At 65.7% G+C, this 20,947-nt stretch carries 16 protein-coding genes; 11 read left to right on the top strand and 5 right to left on the bottom strand.

Going from position 1 to position 20,947, the window contains the following annotated elements:
• Nucleotides 1-542 precede the first annotated feature (542 nt).
• On the bottom strand, nucleotides 543-2,387 hold the full coding sequence (locus tag NFX52_RS10120) for an EAL domain-containing protein (RefSeq protein WP_055401447.1): 1,845 nt from the start codon (nucleotides 2,385-2,387) through the stop codon (nucleotides 543-545).
• 264 nt (nucleotides 2,388-2,651) lie between these two features.
• Between NFX52_RS10120 and NFX52_RS10125 the strand changes: the two genes are divergently transcribed.
• Entirely contained in the window at nucleotides 2,652-3,275 is a 624-nt protein-coding gene (locus tag NFX52_RS10125) for a Crp/Fnr family transcriptional regulator (RefSeq protein WP_055401449.1), read from the top strand.
• Nucleotides 3,276-3,591: 316 nt separating this feature from the next.
• Nucleotides 3,592-5,700, top strand: coding sequence for a sensor domain-containing diguanylate cyclase (locus NFX52_RS10130; RefSeq protein ID WP_207401968.1), 2,109 nt, complete (start codon nucleotides 3,592-3,594; stop codon nucleotides 5,698-5,700).
• A 210-nt stretch (nucleotides 5,701-5,910) separates the two neighbouring features.
• On the opposite strand, the gene NFX52_RS10135 is transcribed toward NFX52_RS10130, so the two are convergent.
• The 4 genes from NFX52_RS10135 to NFX52_RS10150 are packed head-to-tail and all read right to left on the bottom strand — an operon-like array spanning nucleotide 5,911 to nucleotide 9,978.
• Nucleotides 5,911-6,954: a VWA domain-containing protein gene (locus NFX52_RS10135; RefSeq protein WP_055401453.1), complete on the bottom strand. Its 1,044-nt coding sequence runs from the start codon at nucleotides 6,952-6,954 to the stop codon at nucleotides 5,911-5,913.
• Nucleotides 6,955-6,986: 32 nt separating this feature from the next.
• Nucleotides 6,987-8,012: a DUF58 domain-containing protein gene (locus tag NFX52_RS10140; RefSeq protein WP_207401969.1), complete on the bottom strand. Its 1,026-nt coding sequence runs from the start codon at nucleotides 8,010-8,012 to the stop codon at nucleotides 6,987-6,989.
• Nucleotides 7,993-9,012: an AAA family ATPase gene (locus tag NFX52_RS10145; protein ID WP_055401455.1), complete on the bottom strand. Its 1,020-nt coding sequence runs from the start codon at nucleotides 9,010-9,012 to the stop codon at nucleotides 7,993-7,995. Before NFX52_RS10145 ends, NFX52_RS10140 begins: the two co-directional genes overlap by 20 nt.
• A gap of 24 nt (nucleotides 9,013-9,036) precedes the next feature.
• Entirely contained in the window at nucleotides 9,037-9,978 is a 942-nt protein-coding gene (locus NFX52_RS10150) for a S1C family serine protease (RefSeq protein WP_055401457.1), read from the bottom strand.
• Between the two features lie 131 nt (nucleotides 9,979-10,109).
• Between NFX52_RS10150 and NFX52_RS10155 the strand changes: the two genes are divergently transcribed.
• The 9 genes from NFX52_RS10155 (at nucleotide 10,110) to NFX52_RS10195 (ending at nucleotide 20,907) form a co-directional block, all read left to right on the top strand.
• Entirely contained in the window at nucleotides 10,110-10,937 is an 828-nt protein-coding gene (locus NFX52_RS10155) for a TatD family hydrolase (RefSeq protein WP_055401514.1), read from the top strand.
• Nucleotides 10,938-11,052: 115 nt separating this feature from the next.
• Entirely contained in the window at nucleotides 11,053-11,703 is a 651-nt protein-coding gene (locus NFX52_RS10160; RefSeq protein WP_055401459.1) for a DNA-deoxyinosine glycosylase, read from the top strand.
• 9 nt (nucleotides 11,704-11,712) lie between these two features.
• Nucleotides 11,713-12,477 carry a class I SAM-dependent methyltransferase gene (locus NFX52_RS10165; RefSeq protein WP_055401461.1) on the top strand — a complete coding sequence of 255 codons (765 nt, stop codon included), beginning with the start codon at nucleotides 11,713-11,715 and terminating at the stop codon, nucleotides 12,475-12,477.
• A 41-nt stretch (nucleotides 12,478-12,518) separates the two neighbouring features.
• Nucleotides 12,519-14,312 (top strand): type IV pilus assembly ATPase TfpB, encoded by a 1,794-nt coding sequence (gene tfpB, locus NFX52_RS10170; RefSeq protein WP_252635625.1) that lies wholly within the window; start codon nucleotides 12,519-12,521, stop codon nucleotides 14,310-14,312.
• A 285-nt stretch (nucleotides 14,313-14,597) separates the two neighbouring features.
• Entirely contained in the window at nucleotides 14,598-15,086 is a 489-nt protein-coding gene (locus NFX52_RS10175; RefSeq protein ID WP_055401465.1) for a tripartite tricarboxylate transporter TctB family protein, read from the top strand.
• A gap of 15 nt (nucleotides 15,087-15,101) precedes the next feature.
• Nucleotides 15,102-16,613: a tripartite tricarboxylate transporter permease gene (locus NFX52_RS10180; protein ID WP_055401467.1), complete on the top strand. Its 1,512-nt coding sequence runs from the start codon at nucleotides 15,102-15,104 to the stop codon at nucleotides 16,611-16,613.
• A gap of 163 nt (nucleotides 16,614-16,776) precedes the next feature.
• Complete coding sequence (locus NFX52_RS10185; RefSeq protein WP_238385737.1) at nucleotides 16,777-18,033, top strand: DUF3422 family protein; 1,257 nt, start codon at nucleotides 16,777-16,779, stop codon at nucleotides 18,031-18,033.
• Nucleotides 18,034-18,175: 142 nt separating this feature from the next.
• A complete protein-coding gene (locus NFX52_RS10190; protein ID WP_055401471.1) occupies nucleotides 18,176-19,798 on the top strand; it encodes a gamma-glutamyltransferase family protein in 1,623 nt (540 codons plus the stop codon).
• A 179-nt stretch (nucleotides 19,799-19,977) separates the two neighbouring features.
• Nucleotides 19,978-20,907, top strand: coding sequence for a DMT family transporter (locus tag NFX52_RS10195; RefSeq protein WP_055401473.1), 930 nt, complete (start codon nucleotides 19,978-19,980; stop codon nucleotides 20,905-20,907).
• Nucleotides 20,908-20,947: the final 40 nt, after the last annotated feature.

Below are 20,947 nucleotides of genomic sequence, written 5' to 3' on the forward strand. Positions count from 1 at the left end.
AACTCGCGCTTGCGGGTGCGCTTGGTGGTATTGCTCAGGCCCAGGCTGCTTTGCTTCATGGCCTTATTGTCTCGGCTTCAAGCCTTCGTAAGCACATTACGCAGGGATTTGTGCAGAGGGTCCCTAGATGTATCCCCTACACCTTTCCAAATAAGCTGGACTGTGCGGGAGATTCTGGATACGGATTCCTCCTGAAAGCGGATTTCCGCCTGGGATTGCGGTCAATATGCTGTGAAATATCCAGGTATACAAATTCCGCGAAACCCGGCATGCCTCCGCTGAGCAAACTATAGCCTGCGAAGTCGCAAGGCAGGGGGACCGAGACTCAGATTTGAGCCGTGAACAGAATCAATGACCGGGTAGGAGCGCGGCGCTCACAGGTGCGCCAGAGGCCGACGCAGACTGGCTTGCAGCGTGAGTCGCCCAACCCCATTGGCTGACTGAAATCAAGCTGCGGGCTCGGGCCTTTGCGCCATGTGTGTCCATGCGTACTGCGGTGAAGTCGCCTCGCAAGCCACCGACCCCGCTGTCCCATCCACTCCCTACGCCGCCAGCACATCCTGCAACGCCCGCGTCGCCGCCAGCGCGCCCAGGCTTGATTCGGTAAAGCCCCCATGCAGCACCACCCCGGTCGCTGCCTGCTTGGCCTCATGTTTAGCCACGGCTGCCAGGTTGGCCACTTCCTCGGCATGCCGAAAACGCCCGGGGGTGATGCGCACCGCACCAATGGCCAGCGTGGTGCACGGAAAGAACCGTGGCACCCCATGCCGGTCTTCGGCCTGGATGCCACCGGCGCGCCGGGCCTCGTCGTCAAACAGCGTGAGCGCTTCGCGGGCAAAGGCGTCCACGATGTTCTTGCAGCGCTGCAGCCAGTTACTGCTCTGAAAGATCAGCATGAAATCGTCCCCACCCACATGGCCCACAAAGTCGCGCCGCGCGTCGCAGTGCGCTGTGGCCAGGCGGGCGACGAGGCGGATCATCTGGTCGCCGCGCCAGTAGCCGTAGTGGTCGTTGAAGGGCTTGAAGTTGTTCAGGTCGGCATAACAGGCCACAAACTCGGTGTGGTGGTCCAGCAGGCGCTGCATGTGCAGGCTGATGGGGATGTTGCCGGGCAGAAAGGTCAGCGGGTTGGCGTGGCGCGCGGCTTCGATGCGGGTCTCGGTCACGGCCCTCACCAGTTGGTCGCCCGTGCCCAGGCCCAGGTAGCGGCCGTTGTCGGTGACGATGTAGCCGTCGTTCAGATACCGCTGGTCCTGCGAGGTGAGGATGCCCACGAGCTGGTCTACGTCACAGTCCAGCTCGACCACACGCGGTGCCTGGTTGGCAAACGCCAGGCACGATTTGCGGCCATGCACCTCGCGAAAGTACAGCGTGGCGTAGTGGTTCATGAACTGCTGGCGGTTGATGAGCGCCACGGGGCGCGTGCCGTCCACCACGGCCAGCGCGTGCAGGTCGGTGCGCTCATGGAACATGGCGGCCACTGCATCGTTGCTGGTGGCGGGCGCAGCGGTGGGCGCCTGCACCACCAGCAGGCTGCGCAGGATGCCCGGGCGTGCGGTCTGGCCCAGGTGCGGCAGCACGGCCACGCGGCGGTCCTGCATCACTTCCTGTGCCGGGCTCTCCACGGCCTCGCGCGGGGCCTTGGCGGGGCGGCCCAGCAGCCAGCCCTGTCCGTAAGGGACGTCCAGGTCCCGCAGTGCGCGCAGGTCGTCGCGTGTCTCGATGCCTTCGGCTATCAGCTTGGTGCCAAACATATGGGCTATGCCCTTGATGGCCTGCAGCATCTGCAGGTTTTCGGGCTGGTTGCTGATGTCGCGGATGAAGTATTTGTCGATCTTCACGAAGTCGGGCTTCACCTCGGACCACAGCCGCAGGCTGGAGCGGCCGTCGCCAAAGTCGTCCAGCGCCAGCCGCGCGCCGCAGGCGTGCACCGCCTTGATGGCCTGGCGCAGCTGGGGCATGTCGGTCACGCGCTCGTGCTCGGTGATTTCCAGCACCAGAAGGCGGGCGCTCACGCCAAAGCTGCGCACGGCCTCGCCCAGCATCGGCGCGCCCACCAGGGCCACCCCGTGCACCAGCGCGTCGGCGCTGATGTTCACAAACAGGCGGCCCGGCGCCTTCTGAACGCCCCACTGCTGCAAGGCGGTGAACACGCACAGCAGCTCGAAGTCCTGAAGGATGTGCTCGCGCCGCGCCAGCTCCAGCAAGGCATCGGGCGTGTGCAAAGGGGTGCCCTCGGGGCCTCGGATCAGGGCTTCGTGGGCATACACGCTGCCCTCGCGCAGGTCGGCCAGGGGCTGGAACACGCAGTGCAGGCCCCCTTCGCGCATGAGTTGTGCCAGAGGGCCCTTGCCATGGCGCGCAGCCGGGGACAGCAAGGCCATCATCGCCTCCAGTCGGCTCCAAAGGGGGTTGTGCGTCACGGTAGATGGGGGGCTCTGAGCAAGGTGCCCACGATATCGGCCGGGTGTGACAACCTTGTTACACACTGTTTCCGTGAGGTGACAGGCCATTCCCTGGGGTGGACGTTCGGGGGGCATGCAGGTTGTTCATGCGTTGGCTCAACCCTGGCGCAGCGGCAGGGCTGCCGCGAGGGTTCGGTTTGATCTTGCTCAATGCCCAGCGGTCCGGGGCGCGGCACAGTCCGTCCCATGCTGCCCTCTACCTATTTCTCACTGCCCGCCGAAACCGAGGTGATTGCCGCCGGTGAAGTGCTGCGCAGGCGCAACGAGGTGCTGACGTCTGTGCTGCACCTCGAAAGTGGCCGCGTGCTGCGCGGTGTGCTCGACGATGGCTACCTGCGCCACCAGCTGGGGGCCGTGGAAGGGCCGTTCTGGCTCGATGCCGCGTCGGCCCTGATGGGCATGCCGCTGCCGGTGGACATGGTGGCCGATACCCGTGTGCAGGTGCGCCGCCTTCCCATCGAGGAGTTTCGCCGCAGCCTTGCAGAAATGCCGGCGGGTGCACGGGGCCTGTTGCTCGACATGGCGCAGGGCTACCGCCAGCAGTCCGAGTTGGCCGTGAGCCGCCTCGCGCAGGATGCCGAATCGCGCTGCGCGCAGTGGTTGCTCAACCACGCCCAGCCCGACCACAGCGGCACCATGCAGGTCACGCTGCACCAGCGCAAGCGCCTGATTGCGGCGCAGTTGGGTATCGCCCCCGAAACCTTCTCGCGCGTGCTGCGCCATCTGCGGGAACTGGGCCTGATCCATGGCACGGGCAATGTGCTGAACCTGCCTCAGCCCCGGGCGCTGCAGTCGATGGCCGGTTGCTGAACTGAACCAAGTGTGGATGGCTTCGGCGCCGCGCGAAAAATAGCGCGCACCGCCTCTGCTACTGGCGCGCCGCCCGCCAGCGCACCCGTGGAACTGGCTTTGCCAGGCCCCTGGGTGCGTCCCCCTCCGGGGGAAGCCGCGCGGCGGCTCAGGGGGCTTCCTCGTCAGGGTTTGTCCTTGGGTTTCACTGAGGGTTCTACCCAAGCCCTGGGCTGCAGGGGCTGCGTATATTTGTTGGGACCTGTCCGGTTTGACCTGTCCCCATGCCCAACGCCACCCCTTTGCGCCCATCGGGCGCTCCCTGCGCGGAGTGTCCATGACGCCCCCGACCCACCCTGCGCCGCCACAGGACGCGCCGGGCTGGTCAATGCCCGGTCCGCTGGTGTTGCGGCTGGTGCTGGTGGCGGTGCTGGCTGTGGGGTTGTCGGGGGTGGTGTCGGCGTGGCTGGTCACGCGGGCCTCCGGGCAGGAGGCCATGCGGCGGGTGGTGAGCCAGCAGACCGATGAGGTCGAGGTGGTGGCCCGCCTGCTGGCCAGCAAGATCGAGCAAAGCCAAAAGGTGTTGCGCACGGTGGCTGCTGGTATTACGCCCGCCATGCTCGAATCACCCTCGGCCCTCGAATGGCTGCTCCAGCAGGGGCTGCCCGCCGTGCAGTTCTTTGATGCGATGCAGGTCGCCCGCGACAACGGCGAACTGCGGCTGAACCTGCGTGGGGGGCGGTTGGACAAGGCCTCCAACCTGGACCCCGCCGAGCGCGATGCGCTGCGCCGCACGCTCATTGACGGCAAGCCGCTGGTGTCCGAGCTGATTGCCGGGCGCACCAGCGACGCGCGTGTGATGTTCACCATGCCGCTGCACCGCGAAGACGGCACTGTGCTGGGTGTGGTGGCAGGTGCGTTGCGCCTGCAATCGCAGGGCCTGCTGCCGCCGTCCATGACACTGCCCGCGCGCGATGATTCTCGGCTGCTGGTGTTTACGCGCGACGGCACCATCCTCTCGCACTCGGACCCGACCCGCATCATGGGCAAGGTGAGCGACGAGACGGGCCTGGCGCCCGTCTACAGCCGCTGGCTGGAGCAGGCCCAGCCAGTGGTAGGGCGGGGCACGACCCATCTTGAAGACCAGCACATCGTCAGCATGGCGGGCATGCCGCTGCCGCAATGGATCGTGGCGCGGGTCAGCCCCTCGCAGGCGCTGCTGGCGCCCCTGCAGGGCGCGCAGCGCGAAGCCTGGTGGCTGGCCGCCGCCAGCATGGCGCTGTGCATGCTGCTCGTGGCCGGGCTGATGGCCTGGATGGCGCAGCCGCTGGCGCAGCTCACGCACAGTGCCCGCCAGCTGCTGCGGCGCAGCACGCGCGCTGGCCCGCCGCAAGGCACCGTCGCCTGGCCGCGTGCGGGGGGTGAAGTGGGCGAACTGGTGCAAATGTTCCAGGGCATGGTGCAGCAGGGCAGCCTGCAGCAGCAGCACAAGGCCACGTTGGATGGGCAGTTCCAGGCCGTGCTGGACAGTGCCTCCGTGGGCATCGTCATCTCGCGCCACGGCATCCTGGAAGTGGTGAGCCGGCAAGCCTGCTTGATGCTGGGCTACACCGAGGGCGAACTGCAGGGCCATCCGGCGCGCACCCTGTATGCCAACGATGCCGAATACGGCCGCATTGGCGAGCGTGTGCAGGCCGAGTTCGCCGCACATGGCGCCTTCGATGGCGATGTCTGCTTCATGCGCAAGGACGGCACCCCCGTGTGGGCCCGCGTGCAGGGCCGTGGCGTGCGGCCCGACGAGATGGCGGGAGGCACCGTCTGGATTCTGGAGGACATCACCGCTGCACGCGAGGCACAGATGCAGCAGGCGTGGGAGCGCACGCACGATGCCCTGACCCAGCTCTACAACCGCAATGCGTTTGACGAGCGCCTGGGCCTGCTGCTGGCCGAACGCTCGATGCGCCCGCGCGCACCGGATGCAAACAGCAGCGAGGCAGCCGGGGACGGCGTGGTGCTGTTTCTGGACCTGGACCACTTCACCGTGGTCAATGACATTGCCGGGCATGACGCGGGCGACGATGTGCTGCGCCATGTGGCCCGCTTGCTTGAATCCCAGGTGCGCCAGATCGGCTGGGCCGCGCGGCTGGGCGGCGACGAGTTTGCGGTGGTGCTGCCCGGCTGTGCGCTGGCACGCGGCCAGGCGGTGGCGGAGCAGCTGCGCGCCTCGGTACAGGCGTGGGAGCCTTCGTACCAGGGGCGCAGCTTCACGCTGGGGGTGAGCATCGGGTTGGTGGTGCTCGATGCGAGTCTGCAGGATGTGCCGTCGGTGCTGTATGCGGCCGACATGGCGTGCTACGACGCCAAGCGCGCGGGGCGCAACCGGGTGGAGACGCGCCATGCGAGCCAGGCGACGGCGTCGGGGCGGATGGCGCTGGGAGCGGCGTGAGCAGATTTCAAAAGATTTCGGGGTGTAGCGCTTGCTGGTATTGCGCTAACAGCTATCTTTTTTGAAGTCTATCGTTTGGAGAATGCTGAGGAGTGCACGGTAGCGCTTACTCGCATCCCAAGCACGCCCGAAACATGCACTACAGGCTATATGCTATAAAAATAGTAGCTATTAGCGCTTGTCTGGTAAGCGCTAGAGCCAAAAAAAACATTACAAAATCCGCCCGTACCACCACACCGACAGCCCGGCTGCCAGCAATGCCAACGTCGCTCCCAGCAACGCCAGCAATGACGAGATTTCGGTTTCCCGCTTCTCCACCGTCAGCCGTGAGCTGAGCGTCTCGTACACCTTCTTCAAATCCGCGGCGGTGGCCGCGTGGAAGTACTCGGCGTTGGTGCGCGTGGCCACGGCCTTCAGGGTTTCTTCGTCCAGCCGCACCCGCATGGACCAGCCTTCAAAGCCGATGGTCTCCCCCGCCACCGTACCCACGCCCACGGTGTACACCCGCACCCCCCGGTCGGCCGCCCATTTGGCGGCCTCCAGCGGGTCCACGCCAGTGGTGCGCTGGCCGTCGGTCAGCATGATGATGGCGGCCGAGGTGTAGGAGCCGGGCGCCACGGGCGTGAACACCTTGGCCGGGTCTTGTTTGCCAATTTCGTCAATGGGCTTGGGGCGCATGGCCTGGCGGCCACCCAGGGCGGAGATGTCGATGCCCGCGTCGGGGAAGATGGTGGCCAGCGACAGCATGATGCCGTTGCCCGTGGCCGTGCCGCGCTGGAGCTGAAAACTGTCGATGGCTTTGACGAGGTCTTCGCGGCTTTGCGTGGGCAGCTGGGCCAGCTGGGCGCTGCCGGCAAACGCCACGATGCCCACACGCACATGGCGGGGCAGCTCGGCGATGAAGGCCTTGGCGGCGTTCTGCGCAGCGGTGAGGCGGTCGGGCTCCACATCGGCGGCGCGCATGCTGCCCGAGACATCCATGGCCAGCATGATGGTCTGGTCCTGCGAGGGCAGGGTGATGACGGCCAGCGGGCGTGCGGTGGCCAGCAGCAGTGCCACCAGCGCCAGCAGAAAGAGTGCGGGCGGGATGTGGCGGCGCAGGTTCTGGCCGGGGCCCATGGCCTCGCGCACCAGCGACAGGCTCGAATAGCTCAGCGCCGTTTTCTTGCGCCGGTGCAGCAGCCACCAGTACATCAGCACCAGCAGGGGCACGAGCAGCAACAGCCAGAGCAGGGTGGGCCAGAGAAAAACCATGGTGTGTTCCTTCGGGCGGGGACGTGGTTCGTTCAGGCGGCGTGCTGCGCCGGATCTGCAGCGCGGGAGGGCGCGGCTCGGGAGGTGCGTACCCGGTGCTGGCGCAGGTCCATGAAACGCAGCAGGGCATCGACCAGATCGTCGTCGGTGCACAGCTCCAGTGTGTCGGCGCCCGCGCGGGTCAGGCCTTCGCGTAGCACGGCCTCGCGCTCGGCCGCCAGGCGGGCGAAGCGGCGGCGAAAGCCCGCGTCGTGGGTGTCCACCTGCAGCTGCTCGCCGCTTTCGGCATCGCGCAGCGTGATGAGGCCCACATCGGGCAGTTCCAGCTCCAGCGGGTCGAGCAGGCGCACGGCCACCACGTCGTGCCGCTGGGCGAGTTGGGCCAGGGGCTTTTCCCAGCCGGGTGCGCTGATGAAGTCGGACACCACAAACACCGTGGAGCGGCGGCGCAGGTTGGCCAGGCCCGTTTGCAGCAAACGGTGCAGTTCTGTGGCGCCTCCGCCGGGTTTGGATGTGCCGGTGGCAGGGGCGGGCGGCGTCAACAGCCGGTGCACCAGATGCAGTACATGGGCGCGGCTGTTGCGGGGCGGTAACACCGCATCCACAGCGCGGGCGGGTGCATTGCCTGCGCCGTAGAGCATGGCGCCCACGCGGTTGCCGTGGCGCGTCAGCAGGCGCGACAGCACGGCCACAAAGCCGGTCAGGATGTCGCGCTTGGCGTTGCCCTGCGGGCCGAAGTTGATGGACGGACTGAGGTCCAGCAGAAACCAGGCGGACATCTCGCGGTCTTCGGTGAACACGCGCACGTGGGGGATGTTCAGGCGTGCAGTGACGTTCCAGTCGATGTGGCGCACGTCGTCATGCGGCTGGTACTCGCGCAGGTCGGCCAGGTCCAGGCCGCTGCCGCGCATCAGCGTGCGGTAGTCGCCCTGCAGCAGGCCGTCCAGGCGGCGGATCACCTTCCACTCCAGCTCGCGCAGCAACCGGTCCGCCTGCCCCGGCAGGGTGGGCAGCGTGTGGACCGTGGCTGAAGTGGTGTCAGGCAACTTTTTGCTCATGATGCAGAGGCCGGGCAGGCGCCGGTATCTTGGCCATGATGCGCTTGACGAGGGCATCGGCATCCAGCCCCTCGGACAGCGCCTCGTACGACAGCGCGATGCGGTGGCGCAGCACGTCGGCCGCCAGGTCGGTCATGTCTTCGGGCAGCACGTAGTTGCGCCCGCGCAGCATGGCCAGGGCCTGGGCGCCCTCTGCGAGGGCAATGGTGGCGCGCGGGCTGGCGCCGCAGCTGATGTAGCCGGTCAGGTCCTTGAGGCCATGCCGCGTGGGCTCGCGGGTGGCGGCCACCAGCTTCACGGCGTATTGCAGCATCGACGGGTCTACATAGACGGTGCGGCATTCGGCCTGCAGCGCCGCCAGCTGCGCGGTGGTGGCCACGGGCAGCACCTGCACGGGCACATCGAGCGCGCGCTGGGCGATCACGAACTCTTCCTCCTCGGTGGGGTAGCCCAGCAGCACTTTCATCATGAAGCGGTCCACCTGGGCTTCGGGCAGCGCGTAAGTGCCTTCGGTCTCAATGGGGTTCTGGGTGGCCATCACCAGGAAAGGCTCGGGCACCTTGTGGGTCTCGCCTGCAATCGTCACCTGGCGTTCCTGCATCACCTCCAGCAGGGCGCTTTGCACCTTGGCGGGTGCGCGGTTGATCTCGTCGGCCAGCAGCAGGTGGGTGAAGACCGGGCCCAGCGTGGTGCTGAACTCGCCGGTCTTCTGGTTGTACATGCGCGTGCCCACCAGATCGGCGGGCACCAGATCGGGCGTGAACTGGATGCGCTTGAAGCTGCCCTGGATGGTGCTGGCCAGCGTCTTCACGGTGAGCGTCTTGGCCAGGCCCGGCACACCTTCGACCAGCAGATGGCCCTGGGCGAGCATGGCCACCATGACCCGCTCGAGAAAGCGGTCCTGGCCCACCACCACGCGCTTGACTTCGTAGAGCACCTGCTCCATCAGGGTGGCGGTGGCGGCGTTGTTCATGGCAGAGGGCGATGGGGTGGTTTCCATGGTGCTCCTTGTGAAGGTTCGGGATCAGAAGGGGGGCATGCCAACGGCGGAAGCGGCGTTCTCGATGGGCACCGCAAACCCGATGCCGATGAAGGTGCGTGCCGACGTGGGGTTCAGGATGGCGGTGACGATGCCCACCACCTCGCCATCGAGCGTGACCAGTGGGCCACCGGAGTTGCCGGGGTTGGCCGCAGCATCGAACTGGATCAGGTTGCTGAGCTGGCGCTTGCCTTCGGGCGAGGTGAATTCGCGCTGGAGGCCCGAGACCACGCCCGCTGAGGCCGAAGGCCCGATGCCGAACGGGAAGCCCACGGCCACCACGTGGTCGCCGGGGCGCAGGTCCTGGGTGGAGCGCAGCGGGGCTGCGAAGAGGTCATCGGGTACTTTGTGGGCTTGCAGCACGGCCAGGTCGTTTTCGGGCTGGGCGCCCGTGATGCTGGCGGTGGTTTCCAGGCCATCGTGGAAGGTGATGGCAATGCGGTCCGCGCCCGCCACCACGTGCAGGTTGGTCAGGATGATGCCTTTGTCCACAATCACCACGCCCGTGCCAATGCCGCGTTCCACCTCTTCCTTGCCGTTTTTGCTGCGGCCGTAGCCCACCACGCGCACGATCGAGGGAGAGATCGATTCCACAGCGCGGGCGGCGGCGGAGGGCGGGGTGGTCGTCTCCAGCGTGCGCAGCACGGCGGCGTCAATGTCTTCCTGGGTGATCCGCTGGGCGGCGGGGCGTTGGTGCAGCCACAGGCTGTAGAGCAGCAATGTGGTCAGCAGCGCGATCAGTGCCCACAGGGCGTACAGATGGCGCCGCGACAGAGCCGTGCCCGCCACAGGCTTGGTGGCAGGGTTTGGAGAGGGCTCCATCACACTGGCCGCTGGTTGTTCGGTGGGCGCAGGCACTTTTTCAACCGGCTCGGGTGGGGAGCGGCGGGTGTGGCGGGAGCTGCTGTAGAGGGCGGGCCGGGGCATCCTGTCACCTTTTCTACGGAAGACGCCGCGAGACGGCGCACGGTTTTCACGTTAGCACGGATCGCTGCAGAGTGCACTTGCAAGGTTTCACGCCGAGGGAGCGGTCGGGGCTGATGGGGCATCATCACTCCATGACTGTCTGGATCGATACCCATTGCCACCTGGATGCGCCCGAATTTGACCCCGACCGTGATGCCGTGCGTGCCCAGGCGCGGGCCCAGGGCGTGGCCCATTGTGTGATTCCGGCGGTGGAGCGCAGCAACTGGGCCACGGTGCGCGCCCTGGCCCATCGGCATGGCGACAGCTATGCGCTGGGCATTCACCCCCTGTACACAGGGCGCGCGCACGACGCAGATCTGGAGCTGCTGGCGCAGGAACTGGAGCAACACCGGGCTGACCAGCGTCTGGTGGCCATCGGAGAGATTGGCCTGGATTACTTCGTGCCCGGCCTGGACCCAGCCCGGCAGGAGCAGTTCTATCGCACGCAGCTTCAGCTGGCGCGCCGGTTTGATCTGCCGGTGATCCTGCATGTGCGCCGCTCGTCCGACAAATTGCTCAAGGGCTTGCGGGAGCTGCCGGTACAAGGCGGTATCGCCCATGCCTTCAACGGCAGCCTGCAGCAGGCGCAGGCGTTCATCGCCCTGGGCTTCAAGCTGGGGTTTGGCGGCGCGATGACCTACGACCGGGCGCTGCAGCTGCGTCGCCTGGCGGCAGAACTGCCCGCAGAGACCCTGGTGGTGGAGACCGATGCGCCGGACATCCCGCCCCATTGGTCGTATGCCACCGCCGCCCAGCGGCTCGAAGGCCTGCCCCAAGGGCGCAATGCACCCGGCGAACTCCCGCGCATTGCTAGCGCATTGGCCGAGCTGCGCAGTCAGCCGCTGGAGGATTTGGCGGGTATCACCTGTGCCAATGCGCTGGTTGCGCTGCCCCGGTTGCAGGCTCTGGTCTCCGTCTGATCCACCAATTGGTAGGTTTTTAGGAGGCCAGCGCTTTGTGGTAAAGGGTTTACAGCTATCGTTTTTTTTGAGGATGTCGCGGGGTTGCTGACGGGTTTCGGTTCAGAATCGGCGGATGCCCGACGCCGCTCTGACGCAGCCCCCTCCGCTCCCTGATGCTCCGGCGCCAGCCCCGCCGGTGCGCCTCCAGGGGCTGCCGCCGGTGGTGTCTGCAGGCACGGTGGTGCTGGTCCTCGGAAGTTTTCCGGGGGCTGCCTCCTTGCGGCTGCGCCAGTACTACGCACACCCGCAAAACCATTTCTGGAAGATCTTGCAAGCGCTGTGGCCGCAGCATCCCTTGCCGCCCGCAGGGGCCGAAGGGTATGCCGCACGTTGCGACTGGTTGCTGGCAAGGGGGCTTGGCCTGTGGGATGTGTATGAGAGCTGCGAGCGGGAGGGCAGCCTGGACACCAGCATCCGCAATGCGCAGGTCAACGACTTTGCGCGCCTGCAGGCGGTGTGTCCGCAGCTCGCCGCCGTCGCCCACAATGGGGGTGAGAGCTTCAAGCATGCCCCGGCGGTGCTCAGCAGCTTCCGGCCCCCCCGCGCTGCGGCGCATGATGATGTGCTTTCCGATCAGCGCGTGGGCACGGGTTCCGGGCCTGGTTCCGCCCGCTCTATCGCATCGCACCGTCTGCCCTCGACCAGCCCGGCCAATGCCTCCTGGAGTTTTGAACGTAAATTGGCTGCCTGGGCGGACCTGATGGCGGCCCACCGCCTGCTTTGATTGTTGTGAATGACCCGCAAAAAAGAAAAATCACAAGAACTGCCCGAAGTCAGCGTCTCTGATGACGGCGAAGTGCGCCACCTGCACCTGGGCACCCCGTGGATTCAGGGGTCCATGCGCGTTGCAGAGCCTTTTGAACTGGAACTGGAGTACGTGCAGCGCATGATGGCGTGGCTGTTGTTTGCCGACCTGCCCCAGGTGTCCAAGGGGCACGCCATGCAGCTCGGGCTGGGGGCCGGTGCCATCACCAAGTTCTGCCACAAGAAGCTGCGCATCTGCACCACGGCCATCGAGCTCAACCCACAGGTCTTGGCGGTGTGCCGGCAGTGGTTCAAGCTGCCGCCCGATGGCCCCAAGCTGCGGGTGGTGCTGGCCGATGCGGCGCAAGAGATCAAGAACCCCATGTGGCAGGGCACGGTGGATGCGCTGGCGGTGGACCTGTACGACCATGAGGCCGCAGCGCCGGTGCTCGACAGCGCAGACTTCTACGCCGACTGCCGCGCCTTGCTGACCGACACGGGGTGCATGACGGTCAACCTGTTCGGGCGGGCGTCCAGCTTTGAGCGCAGCCTGCAGAGCATGGCGGCGGCCTTTGGTGACAAGGCACTCTGGGCCTTCAAGCCCACGCGAGAAGGCAACACCGTGGTGCTGGCCCAGAAGACGCCAACGCGCCCCAAGCGGGCGGAACTCGACGTGCAGGCGCAGGCCATCCAGGCGCGCTGGGACCTGCCGACCACCAAATGGCTGCGGGCATTCAAGCCCGTCGCGGCCTGAGCCCCCGGGCCGCCCCCAGTCCCGTTTCGGAAAGGTATCTGATGAAAACAATCTCCGCTTCCCTGGCCAGCACTGCGGCGCGACCCTACGTCGGTCCGGTGGACTGGCGACGCATGGTGCAGTGGCTCAGCGATGACGAAGTCATCTCCCAGGAAGAAGCTCAACGCACCATCGCCCGCTGCTCGCAGGCGGAAAGCTCTCAGCATGCGCTGGTGCGCCTGGCCAACGTGGCCATGGAACGTGCCAGCGATGGCAAGCCGCTGGACATCGAGGCGTTGTCTGAATACCTGGCCAAGCGGGCAGGCCTGCCTTATTTGCGGATCGATCCGCTCAAGGTGGACGTGGGGCGCGTGGCCGAAACCATGAGCGCCACCTATGCAGAGCGCCACAAGGTGCTGCCCGTGCAGGTCACCCCCAAGGAAGTGGTGGTGGCTACGGCCGAGCCCTTCATCGAGGACTGGGTGGCGGAGGTGGAGCGCCAGTCCCGGCGCACGGTGCGCCGCGTGGTGGCCAGCCCGCTGGACATTCACCGGTTTACAGCAGAGTTTTTTGCCCTGGCCAAGTCCGTGCGCGCCGCGCAGAAGGCAGGGGGCAACTCCGGGGGCAGCAGCTTCGAGCAGCTGGTGGAACTGGGCAAGAGCAACAAGCAGCTCGACGCCAACGACCAGGGCGTGGTCAAGGTGGTGGACTGGCTCTGGCAATACGCCTTTGACCAGCGCGCGAGCGACATCCATCTGGAACCACGGCGCGACCAGGGCGTGATCCGTTTTCGCATCGACGGCGTGCTGCACCCGGTCTACCAGATGCCGATGGGCGTGCACAACGCCATGGTCTCGCGCATCAAGCTCCTGGGCCGCATCGACGTGGTGGAAAAGCGCCGTCCGCAGGACGGCCGCATCAAGACGCGCAACCAGCGCGGGGACGAGGTGGAAATGCGCCTGTCCACTCTGCCCACGGCGTTTGGCGAGAAGATGGTCATGCGGATCTTTGACCCGGACAATGCCGTCAAGGATCTGGACGCCCTGGGCTTTGCCCAGCACGATGCCGAGCGCTGGGAGGCGCTGGTCAAGCGCCCGCACGGCATCATTCTCGTGACGGGGCCGACGGGCTCGGGCAAGACCACCACGCTGTATTCCACCTTGAAGCGGGTGGCGACCGAAGAGGTGAACGTGAGCACGGTGGAAGACCCGATCGAAATGATCGAGCCCAGCTTCAACCAGACCCAGGTGCAGCCCCAGCTCGACTTCAACTTTGCCGAGGGCCTGCGTGCCCTCATGCGCCAGGACCCGGACATCATCATGGTGGGCGAAATCCGCGATCTGGAGACGGCCGAGATGGCCATCCAGGCCGCGCTGACCGGGCATCTGGTGTTCTCCACACTGCACACCAACGACGCCCCGTCGGCCATCACCCGCATGATGGAACTGGGGGTGCCCCCCTATCTGCTCAATGCCACGCTGCTGGGGGTGCTGGCCCAGCGGCTGGTGCGCACGCTGTGCAAGCAGTGCAAACAAAAGGACGAAACGGCGCAGCGCGAAACGCTGGTGGAGGTGGTCAAGCCCTGGAAGCTCAGTGGCGGCTACCACCCCTACAAGCCCGTGGGCTGCGTGGACTGCCGCATGGGTGGATTTCGGGGGCGCATGGGCCTGTATGAATTGCTCACCGTGACCGAGGCACTCAAGGAGAAGATCAACCAGGCGCCCTCGATCGACCAGCTGCGCCGCCAGGCCGTGCAGGATGGCATGCGGCCCTTGCGTCTGGCAGGCGCTCTGCGGGTGGCAGAGGGCCTGACCACGCTGGACGAGGTGATTGCTGCGACACTGCCGCTGGAGTAAGACCTTGAACCAGCTCCGCAGGAGCAAGGGATGTCCTGCATAACTCCCTGCGGTCTGTGATAGCGCGGCCTCGGGCAGTCCGCTGCGTTGCTTTTCTTGCCAATAGCCATGCTATTGGCCGCAAAAAGACGCCTTGCGGCCTTTCCCGATCCGCACTACCACCGACGCGCGAGGGTTATGCAGGACATCCCAAGCGTTACCGGATGTAGGTGGAATCCACATCCGCGCGGGCCTTGGTTGCACGCACAATCGCGCAGTCGAGATTTCCCGCCAAGGAGACAATTCGTGAAAATCAAAAGTCAAAAAGACTTCTTTGCCGGCCTCATGTTCATGGGGGTTGGTGTTGCGTTTGCGTGGGGAGCCACCACGTACAACGTCGGAAACGGGGCCCGCATGGGCCCGGGTTACTTCCCGCTGCTGCTGGGTATCTTGCTGGCCATCATCGGCGGCGCGATCACCTTCAAGGCCACCACGGTCGAAACCCAGGACGGTGACAAGATTGGAAAGTGGGCCTGGAAGCCGCTGTTCTTCATCCTGGCTGCCAACTTTGCGTTCGGTATCCTGCTGGGCGGCTTGCCCAGCATAGGTGTCCCGGCGATGGGCCTCATCGTGGGCATCTATGCACTGACCTTCATCGCAAGCCTGGCGGGCCAGGAGTTCCACGCGAAGTCCGTGTTCATCCTGGCCACCGTGTTGGCCATTGGCAGTTACGTAGCATTCGTCTGGGCGCTCAAGCTGCAGTTCCCTGTGTGGCCGAGTTTCATCACGGGTTGAGCAGGAGCACCGACCATGGAATTATTTGACAACCTCGCGATGGGTTTTGGCGTCGCGTTCACGTTCCAAAACCTCATTTACTGCTTTGTGGGCTGCTTGCTGGGCACGCTCATTGGTGTGTTGCCCGGCATCGGCCCGGTGGCAACCATCGCCATGCTGCTCCCCGCCACCTACGCGCTGCCACCCGTGGCTGCGCTGATCATGCTGGCCGGTATCTATTACGGTGCACAGTACGGTGGCTCGACCACTGCCATTCTGGTGAACCTGCCGGGCGAGTCCTCGTCGGTGGTGACCGTGATCGACGGCTACCAGATGGCTCGCAAGGGCCGTGCGGGCCCTGCGTTGGCGGCGGCGGGCCTGGGCTCGTTCTTTGCCGGCTGCGTGGGTACGCTGATCCTGGCGGCCTTCGCACCTCCGTTGACCGAAGTGGCGTTCAAGTTCGGCCCTGCCGAGTACTTCTCGCTGATGGTGCTGGGCCTCATTGGCGCCGTGGTGCTGGCTTCGGGCTCGCTGCTCAAGGCCGTGGCCATGATCGTGCTGGGCCTGCTGATGGGCCTGGTGGGTACCGACGTGAACTCGGGTGTGGCCCGTTTCAGCTTCGACATTCCTGAACTGACCGACGGCATCGGCTTTGTGACCATCGCCATGGGTGTTTTCGGCTACGGCGAGATCATTGCCAACCTCTCGCGCCCTGACGATGAGCGCGAAGTGTTCACTGCCAAGGTGGAAGGCCTGTTCCCCACCAAGGACGACTTCAAGCGCATGATTCCTGCCGTGCTGCGGGGCACGGCGCTGGGTGCCGCCCTCGGTATCCTGCCCGGTGGTGGGGCATTGCTGGCTGCGTTTGCGGCCTACACCGTGGAGAAGAAGACCAAGCTCCAGCCCGGTGAAGTGCCTTTTGGCCAGGGCAACATCCGTGGTGTGGCAGCGCCCGAGTCGGCCAACAATGCCGGTTCGCAGACTTCCTTCATCCCGCTGCTGACGCTGGGTATCCCCCCCAACGCTGTGATGGCGCTGATGGTGGGGGCCATGACGATCCACAACATCCAGCCTGGTCCCCAGGTGATGACGAGCAATCCCGAGCTGTTCTGGGGCCTGATCGCCTCGATGTGGCTGGGCAATGCCATGCTGATCATCTTGAACCTGCCGCTGATCGGCATCTGGATCAAGCTGCTCACGGTGCCCTACCGCTGGCTGTTCCCGTCCATCGTGCTGTTCTGCGCCGTGGGTGTGTATTCGACCAACAACAACACCTGGGACATCTGGATGGTGGGTGCGTTTGGTCTGGTGGGCTACATCTTCCACAAGCTGGGCACCGAACCCGCACCTCTGCTGCTGGGCTTCATCCTGGGCCCGATGATGGAAGAGAACCTGCGCCGCGCGCTGCTGCTGTCGCGTGGCGACTGGAGCGTGTTCGTCACGCGTCCGCTGTCGGCAGGCCTGCTGGCTGCTGCGGCACTGCTGCTCATCATCGTGCTGCTGCCTTCGGTGAAGAGCAAGCGCGAGGAAGCCTTCGTCGAAGACTGACGGCACGGCCTTTTCCATCCGACTCCAGAACAACGGCACCTTCGGGTGCCGTTGTTTTTTGGTGATCTGCAGCCGCAGCACGCCCTCAGCGCCAGTACACAATGGCGGGCAAGAGGCCCGCATGTCCACTCCATTCCATCTGCCACAGCATCCCCACCGGGCGATGCTGCACAACGAAATCCACGCCCGTCCGCCCGAGGCCATGACGGCCCCGCTGGCCATTGCACACATCGTGATGCTGGCCGATGCCGCAGGGCGTGAAGCGAGCCGGGCCCATGTGGCGGCTCTGTTGCGCGACCACCACTTGGCATTGCCCGATGCGGACACCACGCACCTGCGCATGGACCTGGGGGCTTACCGCATGCGCTGGGAGCTGCACACCGAGTTTGTGTCCTGGACCTTCATGGTGCCCATGGCGTCCGACGCCTTTGGCGAGCGGGAGCCGGCCAGCGCCGCAGACGCGGTGCCCCGCGGGTGGCTGGCGGCTTTGCCCGGGCATTGTCTGTGCAGCCTGAACCTGTGGGTACTGCCCACCCACACCTTTGGTTCGGGGTCGCTGGTCAAGCATGTGCTGCATGAGGACACGCTGGTGGCCTCCACGGTGGCCGACGGGCATGGCGAGGTCTACACCGATTTTGCGATCCACGCCGATGGGTTCTCGCGCATGGTGCTGCTCGCGGGCGGCATGACGCAGCGCCGCCTGGGCCGCCTGGTGCAGCGCCTGCTCGAAATCGAGACCTACCGCATGGCCGCCCTGCTGGGCCTGCCTGCCGCGCGCGAGGCCGCCAGTGTGCTGGCTTTTGCCGAGCGCGAACTGGCCGAACTGGCCGACGCCATCCGCACCGCCAATCGCGACGCAGAGCCTGCGCTGCTGGACCGCCTGACCCGTCTGGCCGGGCAGGTGGAGAGCCAGTATGCGGCCACCCACTCGCGTTTTTCGGCCAGCAGCGCGTACTTCGAACTGCTGGACAAGCGCATTCAGGACATTGCCGAATCGCGCCTGGCCGGGATGCAGACGATTCGGGAATTCATGGACCGGCGCCTTACGCCTGCACGCAGCACCTGCGAATGGGCGGCGCGGCGCCAGGATGCGCTGTCGCAACGTGTCTCGCGCATGAGCAACCTGCTGCGCACCCGCGTGGAGATCGAGCAGCAGCAAAGCAGCCAGGCGCTGCTGACCACCATGAACCACCGGCAGGATTTGCAGCTGCAGATGCAGTCCACGGTGGAAGGGCTGTCGGTGGCGGCCATCACGTACTACATCGTGGGCCTGGTGAGCTACCTGGCCAAGGGGGCGCAGAAGCTCGGTTGGCCCCTGTCGCCGGAAACCACGGCGGCCATCGCCATTCCGGTGGTGGCGGGGGCGGTATGGTGGTCGCTGAGGCGATTGCACCACCGGGTGTTCCGCAAGCACGGTTAAAGAGAAGGAAAAAAAGGAAAAAGGGCGCCCCGCACTTCAAAGCGTGAACGCCCCGGTCAGCGCGTCCAGTGGAGTCCCGGCCACAGGGTTGGACCGGCGGTATGCCCCTGCGACGGCAGGGCACGCGGCCCATAATGAACCGATGCACTTCAGCTACACCCCCTCCTATGCCAGCACCCGCCTGCCGGTGTTTGCGCGCAATGTTGTTTCCACTTCGCACCCGTTGGCCGCCCAGGCGGGCCTGCGCATGCTGCAGCAGGGTGGCAATGCCGTTGATGCTGCTGTGGCGGCGGCAGCGGCCATGACGATCTGCGAGCCCGTGAGCAATGGGCTGGGCAGCGACGCGTTCTGCATCCTGTGGGACGGACAGGCCCTGCACGGGCTCAATGCCTCGGGCCGCGCCCCTGCGGCCTGGACACCCGGGTACTTTCACAGCCGCTACGGCAAGAGCCCGGCAAGCCCTCCCAAACGCGGGATCGATTCCGTCACCGTGCCGGGTGCCGTCAGCGCGTGGGTCGCTCTGTCCGAGCGTTTCGGCAAGCTGCCCTTTGCCGCGCTGATGGAGCCCGCCGCCGAGATTGCCGAGCGCGGCTACCTGGTGCCGGTGGTGGTGCAGCAAAAATGGGCTGCTGCAGTGCCTGAGCTGCAGTCGCAGCCGGGGTTTGCGCAAAGCTTCATGCCCTGGGGCCGCGCGCCGCAGGTGGGGGAGCTGTTCCAGTTTGCCGCCGCAGCCCGAGCGCTGCGCGCCATCGGAGCCACACAAGGCCAGGCGTTCTACACGGGCGAAATTGCCCAGGCGCTGGTCGCCTTCTCGCAGGCCCAGGGCGGCAGCCTGACGCTGGCGGATCTGGCAGCGCACCGCCCTGAATGGGTTACGCCCATTGCCCGCAACTACCGAGGCTATACCCTGCACGAGATCCCGCCCAACGGGCAGGGCATCGCAGCGCTGATTGCGCTGGGCATACTGGACCGATTCGATCTGGCGAGCCATCCCGTGGATGGCGCAGCGTCCCAGCATCTGCAGATCGAGGCCATGAAGCTCGCATTTGCCGATGTGTACCGCTATGTGGCCGAGCCATCGTCCATGGAGGTGACCCCCGCGCAAATGCTCGATGACGCGTACCTGGCCTCCCGTGCCAAACTCATCGACATGGACAAGGCGCAGGATTTCGGGGCTGGCAATCCGGTCAAGGGTGGCACGATCTACCTCACTGCGGCCGACGAAAACGGCATGATGGTGAGCTTCATCCAGAGCAACTACATGGGCTTCGGCTCGGGTTGTGTGGAGCCCACCTTTGGCATCAGCCTGCAGAACCGGGGCCAGGCTTTCAGCACCGACCCGGCGGGCCCCAACCCAGCCAACCTGGTGGCACCCGGCAAGCGACCGTTTCACACCATCATCCCCGCCTTCCTCACGCAAAACGGCCAGCCCGTGATGAGCTACGGCGTGATGGGCGCCAACATGCAGCCACAGGGCCACATGCAAACCCTGGTGCGCATGCTGGACTACGGCCAGAACCCGCAGGTGGCTTGCGACGCACCGCGCTGGCGCTTCAATGAAGGGCTGTCGATCAACGTCGAGGCCGCCATGCCCGCCGGGACGGTGCAGGGCCTGATGGGCCTGGGGCACCGCATGGAGGTGATCCAGGATTCCTACCAGGACTTTGGCGCCGGCCAGTTCATCTGGCGCATGGGCGATCCCAAAGTACAGGGCTACGTGGCCGCCAGCGATCCGCGTCGCGACGGCCAAGTGGCGGGGTATTGATGGAACACCCCCTGAGTCGCTTCGCGCCTTCCCCCTCTCTCTACGCGCTGCGCGCTACGGGAGGGGGACGCGAACAGCGGCCGGGCAAAGCCAGTTCCGCGGCCACCTCGCGTCAGGACGTGCCAGTTTCATGGGCTGTGCTGTCGCGCAGCGCAATGAATAACTGAATATAGAAAAAAGTGGATCCATCGCAATCTGAACAAGCGCAAGCAGCTACAAAAAACGTAGCAACTGGTCTCGCCCTGGCCCTGCTGGGCTCCATCGCCTTCAGCGGCAAGGCCATCATCGTCAAGCTGGCGTACCGCCATGGTGTTGATGCGGTCACGCTCATCATGTACCGCATGCTGTTTGCGCTGCCCATCTTTGCCGTGATGGCTTGGTGGGCCAGCCGGGGCAAGCCCCCCCTGACCCGCAAGGACTGGCTGGGCGTGCTGGGCCTGGGGCTCACGGGCTACTACCTGGCGAGCTTTCTGGACTTTGCAGGGCTGGCCTACATCAGTGCCAGCCTGGAGCGCCTGATCCTGTATCTCAACCCCACGCTGGTGGTAATGCTGGGCTGGGTGCTGTACCGGCGCAGCATCACCTGGGGGCAGGCGGTGGGCATGCTGATCAGCTACTGCGGCGTGGTGCTGGTGTTCGGCCACGAAGCCAACCTGCAGGGCACCAACGCAGCCTGGGGCACCCTGCTGGTGTTCCTGAGTGCGGTGAGCTATGCCATCTATCTGGTCTACAGCGGCGAGATGGTGCGGCGCCTGGGTTCGCTGCGGCTGGTGGGACTGGCCACCACCGTGGCGTGCCTGCTATGCCTGCTGCAGTTTGTGGTGCTGCGGCCCTTCAGTGCTGCCGTGGTGGCACCCGAGGTGATCTGGCTGTCCGTGCTCAACGCCACGCTCTGCACGGCTGCGCCCGTGCTCATGGTGATGATGGCCATTGAGCGCGTGGGCGCTGGAATGACCGCGCAGACCGGCATGGTGGGGCCGCTGTCCACCATCCTCATGGGGGTCTGGATTCTGGGTGAGCCGTTCACGGTGTGGGTGGCTGCGGGCACGGCACTGGTGATCACGGGTATTTTTGTGTTCACCCAATTGGCGCGCCGCCAAGCGCCCTGACCTGGCAGCAGAGAGCGGGTGCGCGCTCTCCTTGGGGGTG

The sequence above is a fragment of the Acidovorax facilis genome, assembly GCF_023913775.1.
GTDB classification, from domain to species: domain Bacteria; phylum Pseudomonadota; class Gammaproteobacteria; order Burkholderiales; family Burkholderiaceae_C; genus Acidovorax; species Acidovorax facilis.

Coding starts and splice junctions, on each gene's coding strand:
- NFX52_RS10155 (WP_055401514.1), top strand. CDS start 10,110: ATGACTGTCTGGATCGATACCCATTGCCACCTGGATGCGCCCGAATTT.
- NFX52_RS10150 (WP_055401457.1), bottom strand. CDS start 9,978: ATGCCCCGGCCCGCCCTCTACAGCAGCTCCCGCCACACCCGCCGCTCC.
- NFX52_RS10130 (WP_207401968.1), top strand. CDS start 3,592: ATGACGCCCCCGACCCACCCTGCGCCGCCACAGGACGCGCCGGGCTGG.
- NFX52_RS10140 (WP_207401969.1), bottom strand. CDS start 8,012: ATGAGCAAAAAGTTGCCTGACACCACTTCAGCCACGGTCCACACGCTG.
- NFX52_RS10160 (WP_055401459.1), top strand. CDS start 11,053: ATGCCCGACGCCGCTCTGACGCAGCCCCCTCCGCTCCCTGATGCTCCG.
- NFX52_RS10120 (WP_055401447.1), bottom strand. CDS start 2,387: ATGATGGCCTTGCTGTCCCCGGCTGCGCGCCATGGCAAGGGCCCTCTG.
- NFX52_RS10135 (WP_055401453.1), bottom strand. CDS start 6,954: ATGGTTTTTCTCTGGCCCACCCTGCTCTGGCTGTTGCTGCTCGTGCCC.
- NFX52_RS10185 (WP_238385737.1), top strand. CDS start 16,777: ATGCTGCACAACGAAATCCACGCCCGTCCGCCCGAGGCCATGACGGCC.
- NFX52_RS10180 (WP_055401467.1), top strand. CDS start 15,102: ATGGAATTATTTGACAACCTCGCGATGGGTTTTGGCGTCGCGTTCACG.
- NFX52_RS10165 (WP_055401461.1), top strand. CDS start 11,713: ATGACCCGCAAAAAAGAAAAATCACAAGAACTGCCCGAAGTCAGCGTC.
- NFX52_RS10125 (WP_055401449.1), top strand. CDS start 2,652: ATGCTGCCCTCTACCTATTTCTCACTGCCCGCCGAAACCGAGGTGATT.
- NFX52_RS10190 (WP_055401471.1), top strand. CDS start 18,176: ATGCACTTCAGCTACACCCCCTCCTATGCCAGCACCCGCCTGCCGGTG.
- tfpB (WP_252635625.1), top strand. CDS start 12,519: ATGAAAACAATCTCCGCTTCCCTGGCCAGCACTGCGGCGCGACCCTAC.
- NFX52_RS10145 (WP_055401455.1), bottom strand. CDS start 9,012: ATGGAAACCACCCCATCGCCCTCTGCCATGAACAACGCCGCCACCGCC.